This is a genomic window from Mycobacterium sp. Aquia_216 (genome assembly GCF_026723865.1).
GTDB lineage: Bacteria > Actinomycetota > Actinomycetes > Mycobacteriales > Mycobacteriaceae > Mycobacterium.
The window spans coordinates 2958027-2975000 of sequence record NZ_CP113529.1 but is presented as its reverse complement, the minus strand read 5'-3'; the positions used below and the strand labels follow the sequence as shown (position 1 = coordinate 2975000).

Genomic DNA, 16974 nt, shown 5'->3' with positions numbered 1-16974 from the left:
GCCCGGGAAGGAGTTAACCAATGGCGTTGCAAGAGTTGTGGTTCGGCATCATCGCCGTGCTGTTCCTGGGCTTCTTCATCCTGGAAGGGTTCGACTTCGGGGTGGGCATGCTGATGGAGCCGTTCGGCCGCATCGGCAGAGGTGATCCGGAGAACCACCGGCGCGCAGCGCTGAACACCATCGGCCCGGTGTGGGACGGCAACGAAGTCTGGCTGATCACCGCCGGCGCCGGCATGTTCGCCGCGTTTCCCGGCTGGTATGCAACGGTGTTCTCGACGCTGTACCTTCCGCTGCTCGCGATCCTGTTCGGCATGATCGTGCGCGTCGTGGCCATCGAATGGCGCGGCAAGATCGACGACACAAAATGGCGCGCCCTGGCCGATTTCGGTATTGCGGCCGGGTCCTGGTTGCCTGCGGTGCTGTGGGGTGTGGCGTTCGCCATCCTGGTGCGCGGCCTGCCGGTGGATGCCAATGGTCACATTCACCTGTCCATCGGCGATGTGCTCAACGCATACACGTTGCTGGGTGGATTGGCCACTGCCGGGCTGTTTCTGTTCTACGGCGCGGTGTTCGTTGCGTTGAAGACCTCCGGCGCGATCCGCGACGACGCGCACCGCTTCGCGAAGCAGCTGTCGATTCCGGTCACCGGACTGGTTGCGGTCTTTGGGCTTTGGACGCAGCTGGCGCACGGCAAGAACTGGACCTGGTTGGTGTTGGCAGTGGCGGTCGTCGCGCAGCTCGCCGCCGTGGCGGCGGTGTGGCGCCGCGCGTCCGACGGCTGGGCGTTCGCATGCACAGCGCTGGTCGTTGCGGCAGTGGTGATTCTGCTGTTCGGCGTGCTGTACCCCGATTTGGTTCCCTCAACGCTGAACAAGCAGTGGAGCCTGACGATCTACAACGCGTCGTCGACCCCGTACACACTCAAAATCATGACATGGGTGACCGCTTTCTTCGCCCCGCTGACCGTCGTGTACCAAGCATGGACGTATTGGGTATTCCGGCAACGGATCTCGGCCGAGCGGATCCCGCCGTCAATCGGTCTGACTAGGCGTCCGTCCTGAACACACGCAATTCCCGCGCGCCCCTGGACCCGCGACTGTGGCGGACCTCGCCCGCCTTGCGTCGCTACCTGCGCGCCACGGTGAGTTGCGGGGTGGTGATCTCCGGATGCGCGATCGGCTCGGCAATCGTGCTGGCCGGCATCGTCGCACGGGTCATCACCGATCCCTCCGCCCGTAGTCTGCGCAGCTGGCTGGGGCCACTCTCCGTGCTGTCGGCGCTGTGGATTGTCCGCACACTGACTCACTGGATACAGGCACGACTGGGTCAACGTGGTGCCAGCGCGGTGATCGCCGATCTCAACGGTCAGGTGCTGGCGACGGTAACCGCGCGGCAACCCCACGAACTCGCCGCACAGCGGGACGCGGCGACGATTGTGGTGACCCGGGGCCTCGACGGCTTGCGCCCCTATTTCACCGGCTACCTGCCCACCTTGCTGCTGGCCGCGATCCTGACACCGGCGACTGTGGCGGTGATCGCCCTCTATGACCTCAAATCGACGGTGATCGTGGTGATCACGCTGCCGCTGATACCGATCTTCATGGTGCTGATAGGGCTGGCAACCGCGGACCGATCCTCGGCCGCGCTGGTCGCGATGACCACCCTGCAAGGCCGGTTGCTGGACCTGATTGCCGGTATCCCCACCCTGCGGGCGCTGGGCCGTGCCTCTGGCCCGGAACATCGCATCGCCGAACTCGCTGCCGCCCACCGGCGCTCGGCGATGGCGACACTGCGGATCGCATTTCTGTCGGCATTAGTGCTGGAGTTGCTGGCCACATTGGGTGTCGCGCTGATCGCGGTCGGGATCGGTCTGCGCTTGGTGTTCGGCGAGATGAGTCTGACCACCGGGTTGACGGTGCTGCTGCTGGCCCCGGATGTGTACTGGCCGCTGCGCCGTATCGGGGTGGAATTCCATGCCGCTCAAGACGGCAGAACCGCGGCCGACAGGGCTTTCGCACTCATCGGCGAGCCCAGGGTGGCGGCGGTGCGCACCCGTGCGGTAGCCGCGCGCGGCGCGGAGATCCGCCTGGAAAACCTCAGTGTGGCCCGACGAGATGGCAATTCACCGCGCGAGTTGAGCGCGGTGATCCCGCCCGGTCGCGTGACCGTGTTGACGGGTCGAAATGGCGCCGGCAAGAGCACCACGCTGCAGGCAATCGCCGGACTCACGGTGCCGTCATCCGGCCGAATCATTGTCGACGGGGTCGATCTCACCGAGCTGGAGCAGACCGGGTGGTGGCGACAATTGTCCTGGCTGCCGCAACGCCCGGTACTCGTGCCTGGCACGGTGCGTGACAACCTCAGGTTGCTCGGCGAGGTGGATGACATTGGGTTAGCCTGCGCCGCAGCCGGATTCGATGCGGTGCTGGCCGAGCTACCCGACGGGCTGGACACGACGCTGGGGCGCGATGGCGTCGGACTGTCACTGGGACAGCGGCAACGGCTGGGTCTGGCCCGAGCGTTGGGGACGCCGGCTCCGGTGCTGCTGCTCGATGAACCCACCGCCCACCTGGACGCAAGCACCGAACGACGGGTGCTGCGGGCGATCGTCGAGCGGGCGCGGACAGGGGCGACCGTCGTGGTCGTCGGCCACCGGCAGCCGGTCGTGGCAATCGCAGACCAGGTCGTCGGGGTCGTCTCGGATCGTGAGGTGCACCATGCTCACGTCTGATCCGCTTCTGGCCGCGTCGAGCTTGTTGCGCCCGCGGCTGCCCCGCATCCTGGCGGCCGTCGCGCTGGGGGTGCTGTCGCTGGGCAGCGCGCTGGCCCTCGCCGGGGTGTCGGCGTGGCTGATCACGCGGGCCTGGCAGATGCCGCCCATCCTCGACCTGTCCGTCGCGGTCGTCGCGGTGCGCATGTTCGCCATCGCGCGGGGCGTGCTGCACTATTGCGAGCGACTGGCCACGCACAACATCGCGCTGCGTGCGGCCGGCGTGGCCCGGGCGCAGATCTATCACCGGCTGGCCCACGGGCCGGCCGCGGTGGTCGCCCGGTTGCCCGGCGGTGAACTGGTGGCGCGGGTCGGCGCTGATGTCGACGAACTGGCCGACGTACTGGTGCGCGCCCTGATACCGATGAGTGTCGCGGCGGTGTTGGCGGTGGCGGCAACCGTTGCGGTCACGGTTATTTCGCCGGCGGCCGGGACGGTGTTGGCCAGCTGCCTGCTTGTCACCGGTGTTGCGGCTCCGCTGCTTGCCGGCAGAGCCGCGGGTGCTCAGGAAGAGGTTGCCCGCCAACACCATTCCGAGCGCGACACATCGGCAGTGATCGCCCTCCAACACGCACCCGAACTTCGGGTGGCCGGTGCCCTGCCCGGAGTCATCGCCGAATCACACCGCCGCCAACTCAATTGGAGCGATGCGCTCGACGCTGCCGCCAGACCGGCCGCGCTGGCCGAGGCCATGCCCACCGCCGCGATCGGCGCCAGTGTGCTCGGCGCAGTCGTGGCCGGGATCGGGCTGGCGCCCGCGGTCGCCCCCACCACGCTGGCGGTCCTGATGTTGTTGCCGCTGTCCGCGTTCGAGGCGATGACTCCCCTGCCGGCGGCCGCCATCCAGTTGACGCGCTCACGCATCGCCGCGCGTCGTCTGCTCGACCTGGCTCCGGACGTCCACACGGCTGAATCCCCCACGCGGGCACCGTTGCCGACCGGCACCTCCCGATTGACGGCCGAGGTGTGCTCCGGTCACGCGCGGGCGTCCGCGCACCAGGTCAGTGTCGACCTCGTGCCGGGCGCTCGGCTCGCCGTCACCGGCGCCAGCGGCTCCGGCAAGACGACGCTGCTGATGACCCTTGCCGGTTTGCTGGCGCCGTTGCACGGCCGGGTGACGCTGAACGGAACCGACCTGGGCCAATTCGATGAAGATGAATTGCCCCGCGCGATCGGGTTCTTCGCCGAGGACGCCCATATCTTCGCCACCACGGTCCGAGACAACCTGCTGGTCGCGCGCGGAGACTGCACAGACGATGAGCTGATCGACGCACTGGCCGCGGTCGGGCTCGGCGAATGGCTCGCAAGCTTGCCCGAGGGCCTGTCGACCGTGCTCACCGGCGGTGCGCACGCGATCTCGGCGGGCCAGCGCAGGCGACTGCTGCTGGCCCGGGCAACGGTCTCGCCGGCCCGGATCGTGCTGCTCGACGAGCCCACCGAACACCTCGACGCGGGTGACGCCGAACGGATCCTGGTGGATCTGCTGGCCCCGGCCTCCGGCTTGATCGGCGCCGGCCGGACGGTGGTGGTGGCCACTCATCACATGCCCACGGCCGTTCGCTGTCCCGAACTGCGGATGGGGTAGACACACGAGCAGACCGAAGCTCAGAGGTGGCGTCGACGCGGCGTGAATTCCAATGTCAGCAAAACGAATACGAGCGGGGCCAGTTGCGTCAGCGATATCAGTGCGTAGCGCCGGGCAGCCAGCGCGTGAAACTTGTGCACGTAGCGGTACAACGACTCCAGTGCGATCAACGGATCCAGCAGACGGATCAACCGGTAGAACACCCGTTGCGGCCGGCTGGGATCCGCGTCGTCGAAGATCTCCGGGAACGCCGCGAAGGAAAGCGAAACCCGTTTCGCCCCAGACTTTTTACCAGCCATGATCATGTCAACGCTGAGCCGTTCGTCGATCCCGTTGGGCGCACCGCGGCGACGCCACGGCACGTCGAGGGTGATATCGCTGCCATGCCCGGCCGTCGCGTATCGATGAAATCCCTGGACCTGCCCGTCGGCGTCCCTGGCGATAATCAACTGGATGCCCGGGAATCGGCCCTCCAGCACGCCATCGAGGTTCATATAGAACCCCCTATCGGTGTGGGCGCCGCTGGACGAGGCGCGGACCACGTCGGCCAATTCTGCCAGCACCCTGTCGTCGAGTCCCCGCTCCGCGACGATCTCCGTTGTGATACCGGCGTTGTGAGTGCGCTGCACCGCCTGGCGTAGGTTGCGGAATTTACGCCCCACCATGTCGAAGCAGGACACGTCGACGACGACATCGCGGCCGATCGGCACCGCCCGCAGCGATTGCCTGAGCGTCGCTCGGTCGCTCCACAATTCGAGCCGGCGCTCGCTGCAGCCCACCACCGCGATGCGCCAGCCGTGGGCATGACACATCGCGGCGAAATCGGCGACCAATGCCGGGAACTGTGCTTCATCACCGATCGGGTCCCCGCCCACCACGGCGAACCCCATCCGCGTCCGGTAGGCCAGTGCCGCGGTGCGCTCGGCGGTGAAGTGGTAGCTCTTGCCCGTTTGCATCGCAAACGGGGCCAGCGGGTCGTCGCTGGTGGTGTTGATCAACGCCCAGACCAACGGCAGATCTTCGGATTGCGGATGCGACGACGTCGGCCACATCAACACCAGGCCCGACCCCGCGATCAACAGGTTACCAAATAGGTTGAACCCCAACACATGCCAGCCCAGTCCCGCTACTACAGCCAAGGCGGCCGCTGCCGCATGCATCGTCGTGACCGGACGGCCCAGGAAAATGCCCCGGGCGATCAATGCCACAGCGGCCAGCACGGTTAAGGACCAGCCCAGCCGATCGGTGTAATGGCCTTGCGGCTGATAGCGATGATGGGCGAGTATCGCGACCAGCCAGCACGCGGCGCACAGCAGGGCTACCGCACCGGTACAGCGCGCTGCCAGCGAATCGACGTGAACCACAACACGTTCGCGCGCGCGCAGTTTTAGAAGGAGGTCCGCCGACGGGCCTTTCATAGTTCACCTCCCGATGGGAGTGGCGCCTGTCCCATCGAATACCCGGCCCATTTGAAGCTACGCTCAATTGCGGCTCCGCAGAACCGAAATCGGACGGGAGTCCGGTAACTATTGGATAACCGTTATCGGCCCGCGGACGGGAAGTATTTCAGCACGCCTTCTTGCACCACGGTCGCGACAACTTGACCGGTGCCGTCGAAGAAATGGCCGGTGCCCAGCCCGCGCGAATCCGCGGCCACCGGCGACGATGTCGAATACAACACCCAGTCGTTGAAGTCGACCTGCCGGTGAAACCACACGGAATGATTGGCCGACGCCGCAAAGATGCGATCGAAGCCCCACGACAGCCCGTGCGTGGTGATGACCGAGTCCAACACCGTGGTGTCCGAGGAATACACCATCGTCGCGGTGTGCAGCACCGGGTCGTCGGGCACTGTGCCCAGCGCCTTCATCCAGACCCGGTTATGGGAAAGCCGCTCCCCCTTGTCCCGCATCACCCAGGCCGGGTCGTTGGTGTAGCGCCATTCGATCGGTTGCAGCGCGTTGACGAAGTGCGGGACCCTCTCCTCGTAGCCACGCAGCAGCTCTTTGATCGACGGCTGCGTGTGAGGTTGCGCCACCGGCGGCGGTTCCACCGCGTGCTCGAGGCCGCGGCCGCCGGACATATACGTGATCATCGCCGAGGACAACAGCACGCCGTCCTGGACCGCGTCGACGCGCCGGTTGGCGAAGCGCCGTTCGTCGCGTAACCGGAACACGTGAAATTCGATGTCCTTGGCGGTGTCGCCACCGTTGACGAAATGCACCGAAAGGGCGCTGGGGGGCAGGTCGTCCCGGATCAGGGTGCGGCTGCTCGCGACGAACGATTGCGCCATGAGCTGCCCACCGAAGGTCCGCATCGGGTTCTTGCGCGGATGAGATCCGAGGAAGAGGTCGTCACCGACGCGATTGAGGTCCAGTACCGCCAGCAGGTCTTCGAAATCCGAATTCGGCTCTCCGTCAGACTCGAAGCCGGCCGGCACGGGCTCTCCTTCGCGTTAGAGGTCGTCCTCCCCGATCCGGTGCACGTGGATCAGGTTGGTTGACCCTACTGTGCCAGGTGGAGCGCCGGCGACGATCACCACCAGGTCACCCCGCTTGTAACGGCCCAGCTCGATCAGCGACTTATCGGCCTGGCGGATCATCTCGTCGGTGGATTCCATGATCGGAACGATGAACGTCTCGGTGCCCCAGGTCATGGCCAGCTGGCTGCGCACTTCGGGCCAGGCGGTGAAAGCGAGCAGGGGCAGCGGAGTGTGCAGCCGCGCCAGCCGTTTCACCGTATCTCCGGACTGGGTGAAGGCGACCAACGCCTTGGCGTCCAACCGCTCGCCGATGTCGCGGGCGGCATAGGAGATCACGCCGCGTTTGGTGCGCGGCACGTGTGTCAACGGGGGCGCGGCGGTCGAATTGTCCTCAACCGCGCAAATGATTCGCGCCATCGTCCGGACCGCGGCCAGCGGATACTTCCCGACCGACGTTTCTCCGGACAGCATCACCGCATCGGCGCCGTCGAGCACGGCGTTGGCGACGTCGGAGGCCTCCGCTCGGGTCGGCCGCGAATTCTCGATCATCGACTCGAGCATCTGAGTCGCCACGATGACCGGCTTCGCGTTCTCCCGGGCCATTTGGATGGCCCGCTTCTGCACCAGCGGCACCTCTTCCAGCGGCAGCTCGACGCCCAGGTCGCCACGCGCCACCATGATGGCGTCGAAGGCCAGCACGATCGCTTCGAGATTGTCGACGGCTTCCGGCTTCTCCAGCTTGGCGATCACCGGCACCCGCCGGCCGATCCGATCCATCACCTCGTGCACCAGCTCGACGTCCGCCGGCGAGCGCACGAACGACAACGCGACCAGGTCGACGCCGAGATCCAGTGCGAAGGTGAGGTCGTCAATGTCCTTGTCCGACAACGCCGGTGCGGTCACGTTCATCCCCGGCAGTGACATGCCCTTGTTGTTGCTGACCGGGCCGCCCTCGGTGACGGTGCAGATCACGTCGTCGCCATCGATGCCTGCAACGACGAGCCCGACGTTGCCGTCGTCGACCAGAACCCGGTCACCAGGCACGGCGTCCTGGGCCAACCTCTTGTAGGTGGTCGATACCCGGTCGTGTGTGCCATCGCAATCCTCGACCGTGATCCGGATCGTTTCCCCGTCGGCCCAGTAGGTGGAGCCCGTGGCAAAGCGGCCGAGCCTGATCTTCGGGCCCTGCAGATCGGCGAGCACACCGACGGCGCGCCCGGTGGCGTCCGAAGCGGCACGCACCCGCTCGTACGCGGCCTTGTGATCCGCGTAGTCGCCGTGACTGAAGTTCATTCGGGCGACGTCCATTCCAGCCTCGACCAGCGCCAGAATCAGTTCGTCCGATTGGGTTGCAGGGCCAAGGGTGCAGACGATCTTTCCGCGTCTACTCACGCCTCACTACCTTAGTCGCGCTGTTGGTTATCGGGGTGACTTGAGGGTGGCCACACGTTGAGCCGTCGGGAAATCAGGAGATGGGCGGCCACGCGGCCCACACGACTATCCGCTCAGAATCGTCGGAACCAGCGGAAAGCCAGGCAAATTACGCAGCACCGTCCACGCGATCGCCGTGACAGTGAGCGTGATCACCACCGGAATCGGCGGCGACCGCCGACCCTGTTGCCGCCGGATCAGCAGCCATCCGGCCAACAGCGGCAGACCGACCAGTAAAAAGACGTTGTCGTTGATGCTGGCCGCCAGGTCGCCGTGCAGCAGGTCGTGCGTCATCCGAAGCCCGCCACAGAAGGGACAGTTCCAGCCGGTGAGCCACTTGAAAGGGCAGTGCGGGTAGGCCGAATTCGCGTTGTGCGGGTCGACCAGGCCCACATAACCGAGCGCTCCGGCCAGCAGCACCCCGGTGCCGGCGGCGATATAGCGGCGGTGACCGTGCCACTGGTCTCCCATGCGGGAGGACTGGTCAGGTTCCATAGCGCAGTGGGCGGCCCTGCGGGTCATTGACCTTGTCGGTCAGTATCAGCACGGCGTCGATGATGCTCCAGATCAGACCGACCCCGCAGGTGAGCAAGCCGACGAGCAGTTGCGCGACACCCAGTCCGACGTCGCCGATGTAGAACCGGCCGATACCGCCGATGCCGACCAGGCTGAGTAGCTGCAATAGACCCGCAACGGTCTTCGATTTGTCCGAATACGGCAAGCCCGTCACCGGGTGACGGCCAAAGGGCGCGGCCGGGTCGTAGGCGACACCGGGTCCCGGCGCTCCCGGGTATGGCTGGTAGGGCGATGGGTACCCCGGCGGAGGCGGCGGTTGTGCACCTGAGTCTGGGGCATCGCTCCACGACGGATCGGTCACGGTTCTCAGCATGCCAGAACAACGGGGCGTACCCCAGCCTCAACGGATAGCGTGCCAGCGGCCCTAGCGCCGGCTCCGCCGTCGGAGCGGCCAGCGGCGCCGAGTTTCCCGGTCGCCCCCGGCAGGCGGTGTCGACGCTGCAGGCTTCTCAGCTGCACGTTCTTCGGATTTGACGTCGACGCCCGGCTCGCTCTGCCCGGCTTCTTCGGCGGGTTCTTCCGCTTCGCCGGCATCAGTCTCGGCCGCGGCGGTTTCTGCCTCGGGTTCTTCGGCTTCCGGCTCTTCAACCTCGGCCTCTTCGACTTCGGGCTCCTCAGCCTCTGGCTCCGTGGCTTCAAGCTCGGGCTCCGCCGACTCCGGCTCCGTGGCCTCAAGCTCGGGCTCCGCCGACTCCTCAGCTGCAGCCGCGGGCTCTTCGCGCTGAGGCTCTTCGACCGCCTCGGCTTCGGGCTCCTCAGCCTCCGGCTCCGCTTCAGGCTCCTCGGCTTCTGCCTCGACCGTTTCGGGCTCCTCGGCTTCGGCCTCAGCCTCGGGCGCTTCGGGCTCTACAGCTTCGGTCTCCGACTCCGTGGCAGCTTCGGGTTCCTTGGCTTCTGCCTCGACCGTTTCGGGCTCTACAGCTTCGGCCTCAGCCTCGGGCGCTTCGGGCTCCTCAGCCTCCGGCTCCGTGGCAGCTTCGAGCTCCTCGGCCGCTACAGCTTCAGTCTCACGCTCCTGCGCCTCGGCCTCGTCGGGCTCTGCCTCGGGCTCCTCAACCGCGGCCACTTCAGCCGCCGGCTCCTCGACTGCTACCTCCTCGACTGCTACCTCCTCGACTGCTACCTCTTCGACCGCGGGCTCGCCCGGCTCCTCAGCTTCTGCGTCGATGGCCTCGATCTTCGCGGTTTCGTCCGGCTCCGCTGAACCACCAAGTTCGGCGCCGTCGTCCGCGCCGGCCACAGCCGCGCCCGTCGCTGCCGAAGCCGAAGCCGAAGCCGCAGCCGCAGCGACACTGGCAAGTTCCTCTGCCGGCTCGACCTCCGGCTCGGATTCCGTGTCGGCGACGTGATTCTTGCCGCGCAAACTTTCAGGATCTTCACGGCCCTTCGGCGCCAAAACGATGAAGACGACGGCGCCGATGAACACGAAAGTCGATGTGAACGAGTTGATCCGGATGCCGGCGATATGCGTGGCGGTGTCATCGCGCATCAGCTCGACCCAGAAGCGCCCAACGCAGTACAGCGCGACATAAGTCGCAAAGAGCCGTCCGTGACCGATCGCGTACTTCCGATCGAGGTAGATCAGTACGACGAAAACAAGGACGTTCCAAATCAATTCATATAGAAATGTCGGTTGCACGACGACCGCGAGCTGCCCGGTCGAAACGCCGTCGAGCGAATGCGGGTCGATGTATCCCGAAGGGTCGCGGCGGTAGAAGATTTCCAGACCCCACGGCAGCGTGGTCTCCCGGCCGTAAAGCTCCTGATTGAAGTAGTTCCCGAGCCGACCGATGGCCTGCGCCAAAATGATTCCCGGGGCGACCGCGTCGAGAAAGGCCGGCAACGGCATGCCATGCCGCCGGCAACCGATCCACGCTCCGAGCACGCCGAGGGCCACCGCACCCCAGATGCCCAACCCACCGTCCCAGATTCGGAACGCCGCGCCCAGCCCGGCGCCGCCCGGACCCCAATATGTCCGCCAATCGGTGGCCAGGTGATAGAGCCTGCCGCCGATCAAACCGAACGGCACCACCCACAGCGCGATGTCGTAAATCACCCCGCGCTGCCCGCCGCGCGCTACCCAGCGCCGGTCGCCGATGATCAGCGCAACCACGATCCCGGTGATGATGAACAGCGCGTACGCGCGAATCGGCAACGGCCCGAGGTGCCAAACACCTTGCGGTGGGCTAGGAAAATACGTGGGCAACATCGTCATGATGTCGACACTCGCACACCTTCGGCTAATTCCTGGGTCAAGGCACGCAAGCCAGGCAGACCGTCGCCGAGTGCCGACACCAAGGCGGAACCGACGATGACGCCGTCGGCGTAGCCGCCGATCTGCGCCGCCTGCTCGCGCGATCGCACACCGAGGCCCACCCCAACAGGGATGTCGGACACCGCCTTGACCCTGCTTACCAGCGCGGGTGCGGCCTGCGACACCGCATCACGTGCCCCGGTCACGCCCATTGTCGACGCGGCGTAGACGAATCCACGCGATGCCTCCACCGTGGTCACCAGGCGCTCGGGTGTCGACGACGGCGCCACCAGAAATATGCGATCCAGCCGATGCTCGGTGGATGCGGCCATCCACTCGTCAGCTTCATCGGGGATCAGGTCCGGGGTGATAAGCCCGTGCCCACCTGCCGAGGCCAGGTCCCGCGCGAACGCGTCAACCCCGTAGCGCAGCACCGGGTTCCAGTACGTCATGACCACCGCACGACCACCGGCCAAACTGATCGCCTCCACCGCGGCCACCGTGTCACGGACACGCACTCCCCCACGCAGCGCGGCCTCGGTGGCCCGGGCGATCGTCGGGCCGTCCATACCGGGATCGGAATACGGCACACCCACTTCGATGAGATCGCAACCCGATTCGACCAGCGCGATCATCGCATCCACCGACATCCGCACGTCGGGATAGCCGGTGGGCAGATAACCGATCAGCGCGGCACGGTTTTCCGCCCGGCACGCGTCGAAAAGCGGTGCCAGCCTGCTGGCGTGGCTCTGCTCCACCGTCATTGCTTGTCCCGCTCCGATTGCCCGGCTCCTCCTCGGTCGGGGCCGCCGACCGCATCGTCACCGGGCGCTATCAAACCGAACCATTTCGCGGCCGTCTCGACGTCCTTGTCCCCGCGGCCGGACAGATTCACCACAATGACTGCGCCGCTGCCCAATTCATTGCCGAGTTTCAGGGCGCCGGCGACGGCGTGTGCGGATTCGATGGCCGGGATGATGCCTTCGGTGCGGCACAGCAGACGAAATGCGTCCATCGCCTCGGCGTCGGTGATCGGCCGGTACTCGGCGCGCCCGGTTTCGCGGAGCCACGCATGCTCCGGGCCCACGCCCGGATAGTCCAAACCCGCTGAGATCGAATGGGATTCGATCGTTTGACCATCTTGGTCCTGGAGCAGGTAGGAGAACGACCCCTGAAAAGCCCCGGGCGAACCGCCGGTGAATGTCGCCGCGTGCCTGCCGGTTTCGACGCCGTCACCCGCAGCCTCGTAGCCGACCAGCCGCACGCCCGGGTCGTCGATGAATGGGTGGAAGATTCCGATGGCGTTGGAACCGCCGCCGACGCACGCCGTGACGGCGTCGGGCAACCGACCCGCCTGCGTCTGGATCTGCGCGCGCGCCTCCAGCCCGATGATGCGCTGGAAATCGCGCACCATGGTCGGGAAGGGGTGCGGTCCCGCCGCGGTGCCAAAGCAGTAGTACGTGTTGTCGGCGTTGGTGACCCAATCCCTGAACGCCTCGTTGATCGCGTCCTTGAGGGTTTGCGAACCCGTGTCGACCGAGACGACCTCGGCGCCCAGCAGTCGCATTCGCGCCACATTGAGCGCTTGACGCGCGGTATCGACGGCGCCCATGTAGATCACGCAATCCAGGCCGAGCAATGCGCAGGCGGTGGCGGTGGCCACGCCATGCTGTCCGGCACCGGTCTCTGCGATCACCCGGGTCTTACCCATTCGCTTGGCCAGCAACGCCTGACCGAGAACGTTGTTGATCTTGTGAGAACCGGTGTGGTTCAGGTCTTCTCGCTTGAGGAAGAGGCGTGCCGAGCCGGCGTGCTCGCTCAGGCGAGTGGCCTCATAAAGCGGCGACGGCCGGCCCGCGTAGTTGGCTTGCAGGTCATCCAACAGGTCCAGGAAGTCTGGATTGACGCGTTCCTTCTCGTAGGCGGCGGTGACTTCTTCGATCACCGCCATCAATGCCTCGGCGACGTAGCGGCCGCCCCAACCAGCCGGGCCGCCGAAATGCCCACCCGAGTCGGGGTCGTGTCGGGTGGGTTCGGAGATGGCCTCGCTCGTAAGCGGGAGTGCGGGGCGCGTTAAATCCACCATCACCAATGCTCAACGCGGGGATGGTTCATGAAGTTCAACTAGCGAGCCGGTTTCGGACAGGACGGATGCGTGCCCGCGGTCACCAGATCGGCAACCGCGGCACGCGGATCGCCACTTTTGACCAAGCCCTCACCGACGAGGACGGCATCAGCGCCGGCACCGGCATAGGCCAACAGGTCTCCGGTGCCACGAACCCCGGACTCGGCAATCCTGATCACGTTGCTGGGCAGCCCGGGAGCGATGCGTGCGAAGCAATCCCGATCCACGTGCAGTGTCGCGAGGTCACGGGCATTGACCCCGATCACGTTTGCCCCGGCCTTCAGTGCCCGGTCGGCCTCTTGCTCGGTGTGGACCTCGACAAGCGCTGTCATACCCAATGATTCGGTGCGGTCGAGCATCGCCGCCAGCGCCGACTGCTCCAAGGCCGCGACGATGAGCAACAACATGTCGGCGCCGTGCGCGCGCGCTTCGTGAATCTGATACGGCTGCACCACAAAGTCCTTGCGCAAGACCGGAATCGACACGGCCGCCCGAACCGCATCCAGGTCGTCGAGCGAGCCCTGAAAGCGTCGCTCCTCGGTCAGGACACTGATGATCCGGGCACCGCCGTCTTCGTACGCCTGAGCCAGCTTCGCCGGGTCGGTAATGGGCGCCAGCGAACCCGCCGACGGACTCGCGCGCTTGACCTCGGCGATGACGCCGATCCCGGGCTCGCGCAGGGCGGCCATCACGTCGAGAGGAGGTGGCGCCGCCGCGGCGGCCGCCTTGATCTCGGGAAGAGAGATACGGGCTTCGCGCGCGGCAACATCGGCCCGGACTCCCTCAAGGATGGAGTCGAGGACTGTCGCCGGACTCATACCTGTCGTTTCCCTTCCCAGATGTCACTCACGGTCACCTAACCGGTTCCGAGCCGATTTCGACGACGTCAATGAAGGGTAGCGACCGTCGGCTCGCGACCCGTCACCGACCCTCGGTGTCAGACTCGCGGGGACGATCAGTCGGGTCGTGCCCCTCATCGAGTGCGTCCCAGATCATCCGCTCCGACATCTCTGGGGCCCCCGGCTCCTCCAGCATCGCCCCATCGGCGCCGTTGCGTCGCGCAATTGAGCGGCGGGTCGCCGGCGCGGCGTATTTTTTTGCCCCGGCGCGTGCGGACATCGCCGACCGCATCAACAGGACGGCGGCGACCAACGTGCACACCGCGGCGGCCACCGCCAACCCCGCTCCCCAGTAGCGCCGCTCGCTGCCCACCAGCGTCACCAGCGAAATGTGGGCAAGTTCAGCCCCCCGCACCGCCACGTCCGGCAGCGCCCAGAGGCTGACGCCGAGGTAGCCGATCGCCAGGCTGACTACGGCCAGCAGCCCCGCCATCGCCCGCAGCGCCCAACCACGCACCGCGAGCGCCGCCACGGCCGTCGCCAGCATCAACAGCGCCAACGGCAGCAGGGCCGTCGACCACGACGCGCCGGCCAGGATCACCTCCTTGGGCGGTCCCAGCCCGTCGAACGACCGGATGACGACCCACGGCAGATGCGAGGCCGCCCACAACAGGGCGGCGGAAACCACCAGCAGCACCTGGGCGATGCCGATCGTCAGCCGGGCCCGCCGGTCCGGCCGCGCATCAGCCATTGCGGGTGGCGTCCGGGGCGCTGAGCGTCTCGGCGGCCGCGATCGCACTCAGCACCGCGCGCGCCTTGTTACTCGCCTCGGTGTGCTCGTACGGACCATTGGAGTCGGCCACTACCCCGCCGCCCGCCTGGACATACGCGGTGCCATTGCGCATCAGCGCGGTGCGAATGGCGATCGCGAAGTCGGCGTTTCCGGCGAAGTCGAGGTACCCGAGCACGCCGCCGTAGACGCCGCGGCGCGTCTTCTCCACCTCTTCGATCAGCTCCATGGCCCGCACCTTGGGCGCGCCCGACAGCGTGCCGGCCGGGAAACACGCCGTGACCGCGTCCAACGCGGTGCAGCCCGCACCGAGCATGCCCGTCACCGTGGAGACCAGGTGCATAACGTGGCTGTAGCGCTCGATGTGGCTGTAATCCTCGACGCGAACCGTGCCGGGCGTGCATACCCGGCCCAGGTCGTTGCGTCCGAGATCGACCAACATCAGGTGCTCGGCACGTTCCTTCTCGTCGGACAGCAGCTCCTTTTCCAGCAGCTGATCTTCTTCCTCGTTCTGTCCCCGCCACCGCGTGCCGGCGATCGGATGCGTCGTCGCACGGCCGTCGACCACGGTGACAAGCGCCTCCGGGCTGGATCCGACGATCGAAAAGTCCGTCACACCAGCGCTATTCGGCACATGCAGCAGATACATGTACGGGCTCGGGTTGGTCACCCGCAAAATCCGGTACACATCGATCGGGTCGACGTCGGTGTCCATCTCGAAGCGCTGCGAGGGCACCACCTGAAAGGCTTCGCCGGCCGCGATCTGATCGACGAGGTAGTCGACGATCTTTCCGTACTCCTCCACCGTGCGCTGTGACCGGTATTGGGGCTCGGGCCTGCTGAAGGTGGCAACCGTCGACGGCAGCGGCTGGCCCAGCGCCTCGGTCATCACGTCCAGGCGCGCGATGGCGTCGTCGTAGGCCTCATCGACGTGCTCGTCGGTGCCGTTCCAATTCACGGCGTTGGCGATCAGCGTGATGGTGCCCTCGTGATGGTCGACCGCCGCGACATCCGTGGCGAGCAGCATCAGCATGTCCGGTAGCCCAAGGTCGTCGACGGCCATTTCCGGCAGGCGTTCCAAGCGCCGCACCATGTCGTAGGCGAAGAAACCCACCAGTCCGCCCGACAGCGGCGGGAGGCCCGGCACCGCGGCGGTAGCCAGCAGCTCAAGGGTGGTCTGCAGCGCCTCCAGCGGGTCGCCGCCGGTGGGCGCATCCCGCGGCGCCGCACCCAGCCACACGGCTTCGCCGTCGCGCACGGTCAACGCTGAGGGCGATCCTGCCCCGATGAATGACCATCGCGACCACGACCGGCCGTTCTCCGCCGACTCCAGCAAGAAAGTGCCGGGTCGATCCGCGGCAAGCTTGCGGTATGCCGACAATGGCGTCTCGCTGTCCGCCAAGACCTTCCGGGTCACCGGTACAACGCGGTGCCCGGCCGCAAGCAGGCGAAATTCCTCCCGTGAGGTCGTGTTGGCGAGGTGAGGGTGCACCAAACCATCCTCGCAGACTCGTTTGCCCAGTCCGGGTCAGCCCGACGACGACGCAGGCCGCATAGCGGCGTGTGCGGGGGCACCCCCAGCCCCAAGAGGGGTGAGGGGGCGAGTCGGGCAGTCGGGCGTAGCCTGACGGCCATGAAGACTGGTGACACCGTGGCCGACTTCGAACTTCCCGACCAGACCGGAACACCACGCAAGCTCAGCGCCCTGCTTGCGGACGGTCCGGTGGTCTTGTTCTTCTACCCCGCTGCGATGACCCCCGGGTGCACCAAGGAAGCCTGCCACTTCCGGGACCTGGCCGCCGAATTCGCCGCGGTCGGCGCCAACCGGGTCGGTATCAGCACCGATGCCGTGCAAAAGCAGGCCAAGTTCGCAGACAAGGAGAAGTTCGACTACCCGCTGTTGTCGGACAACGAGGGCACGGTGGCCACCCAGTTCGGTGTCAAACGCGGTCTGCTGGGCAAATTGATGCCGGTCAAGCGCACGACGTTCGTCATCGACACCGATCGCAAGGTGCTCGACGTGATCTCCAGTGAATTCAGCATGGACACCCACGCCGACAAGGCGTTGCAGACCCTGCGAGCGCGTTCTTCGGCGTAGCCGCGTGCGCCGGCCGGGACCGGA

Annotated in this window: 15 protein-coding genes; 4 read left to right on the top strand and 11 right to left on the bottom strand. The window is 66.4% G+C overall.

Features of this window, described 5'->3' with window-relative positions; translation table 11 throughout:
- The first annotated feature begins 20 nt into the window (after positions 1-20).
- The 3 genes from cydB to cydC all read left to right on the top strand — a co-directional run bounded on the left by cydB (position 21) and on the right by cydC (position 4355).
- On the top strand, positions 21-1061 hold the full coding sequence (gene cydB / locus OK015_RS13875) for a cytochrome d ubiquinol oxidase subunit II (protein ID WP_268132269.1): 1041 nt from the start codon (positions 21-23) through the stop codon (positions 1059-1061).
- 80 nt (positions 1062-1141) lie between these two features.
- A complete protein-coding gene (gene cydD / locus OK015_RS13870; RefSeq protein WP_268132718.1) occupies positions 1142-2731 on the top strand; it encodes a thiol reductant ABC exporter subunit CydD in 1590 nt (529 codons plus the stop codon).
- Positions 2718-4355, top strand: a complete 1638-nt coding sequence (gene cydC, locus OK015_RS13865) for a thiol reductant ABC exporter subunit CydC (protein ID WP_268132267.1) — start codon at positions 2718-2720, stop codon at positions 4353-4355. The genes cydD and cydC overlap by 14 nt, the downstream gene beginning before the upstream one ends.
- 20 nt (positions 4356-4375) lie before the next feature.
- Here the strand turns inward: cydC and OK015_RS13860 are convergent, their stop codons facing one another.
- From OK015_RS13860 to OK015_RS13810, 11 genes are all read right to left on the bottom strand, one after another.
- A complete protein-coding gene (locus OK015_RS13860) occupies positions 4376-5773 on the bottom strand; it encodes a bifunctional lysylphosphatidylglycerol flippase/synthetase MprF (protein WP_268132266.1) in 1398 nt (465 codons plus the stop codon).
- A 122-nt stretch (positions 5774-5895) separates the two neighbouring features.
- Positions 5896-6795, bottom strand: a complete 900-nt coding sequence (locus OK015_RS13855; protein ID WP_268132265.1) for an acyl-CoA thioesterase II — start codon at positions 6793-6795, stop codon at positions 5896-5898.
- A gap of 15 nt (positions 6796-6810) precedes the next feature.
- Positions 6811-8229: a pyruvate kinase gene (pyk, locus tag OK015_RS13850; RefSeq protein ID WP_268132263.1), complete on the bottom strand. Its 1419-nt coding sequence runs from the start codon at positions 8227-8229 to the stop codon at positions 6811-6813.
- 105 nt (positions 8230-8334) lie between these two features.
- Positions 8335-8739, bottom strand: coding sequence for a DUF2752 domain-containing protein (locus OK015_RS13845; RefSeq protein ID WP_268132262.1), 405 nt, complete (start codon positions 8737-8739; stop codon positions 8335-8337).
- A 13-nt stretch (positions 8740-8752) separates the two neighbouring features.
- Positions 8753-9157, bottom strand: a complete 405-nt coding sequence (locus OK015_RS13840; RefSeq protein WP_268132261.1) for a TM2 domain-containing protein — start codon at positions 9155-9157, stop codon at positions 8753-8755.
- Positions 9158-9208: 51 nt separating this feature from the next.
- Positions 9209-11059 (bottom strand): prolipoprotein diacylglyceryl transferase, encoded by a 1851-nt coding sequence (locus tag OK015_RS13835; RefSeq protein ID WP_268132260.1) that lies wholly within the window; start codon positions 11057-11059, stop codon positions 9209-9211.
- A complete protein-coding gene (gene trpA / locus OK015_RS13830) occupies positions 11056-11862 on the bottom strand; it encodes a tryptophan synthase subunit alpha (protein WP_268132258.1) in 807 nt (268 codons plus the stop codon). The genes OK015_RS13835 and trpA overlap by 4 nt, the downstream gene beginning before the upstream one ends.
- A complete protein-coding gene (gene trpB, locus OK015_RS13825; RefSeq protein WP_268132257.1) occupies positions 11859-13184 on the bottom strand; it encodes a tryptophan synthase subunit beta in 1326 nt (441 codons plus the stop codon). Before trpB ends, trpA begins: the two co-directional genes overlap by 4 nt.
- A 38-nt stretch (positions 13185-13222) precedes the next feature.
- Positions 13223-14041, bottom strand: coding sequence for an indole-3-glycerol phosphate synthase TrpC (gene trpC / locus OK015_RS13820; RefSeq protein ID WP_268132255.1), 819 nt, complete (start codon positions 14039-14041; stop codon positions 13223-13225).
- A gap of 103 nt (positions 14042-14144) precedes the next feature.
- The gene (locus OK015_RS13815) at positions 14145-14813 is read right to left on the bottom strand and encodes a TIGR02234 family membrane protein (protein WP_268132254.1); all 669 of its coding nucleotides are present in this window, start codon (positions 14811-14813) and stop codon (positions 14145-14147) included.
- Positions 14806-16344: an anthranilate synthase component I gene (locus tag OK015_RS13810; protein WP_268132252.1), complete on the bottom strand. Its 1539-nt coding sequence runs from the start codon at positions 16342-16344 to the stop codon at positions 14806-14808. The genes OK015_RS13815 and OK015_RS13810 overlap by 8 nt, the downstream gene beginning before the upstream one ends.
- Before the next feature lie 141 nt (positions 16345-16485).
- Between OK015_RS13810 and OK015_RS13805 the strand changes: the two genes are divergently transcribed.
- The gene (locus OK015_RS13805) at positions 16486-16950 is read left to right on the top strand and encodes a peroxiredoxin (RefSeq protein ID WP_268132250.1); all 465 of its coding nucleotides are present in this window, start codon (positions 16486-16488) and stop codon (positions 16948-16950) included.
- The last annotated feature ends 24 nt before the right edge of the window (positions 16951-16974 follow it).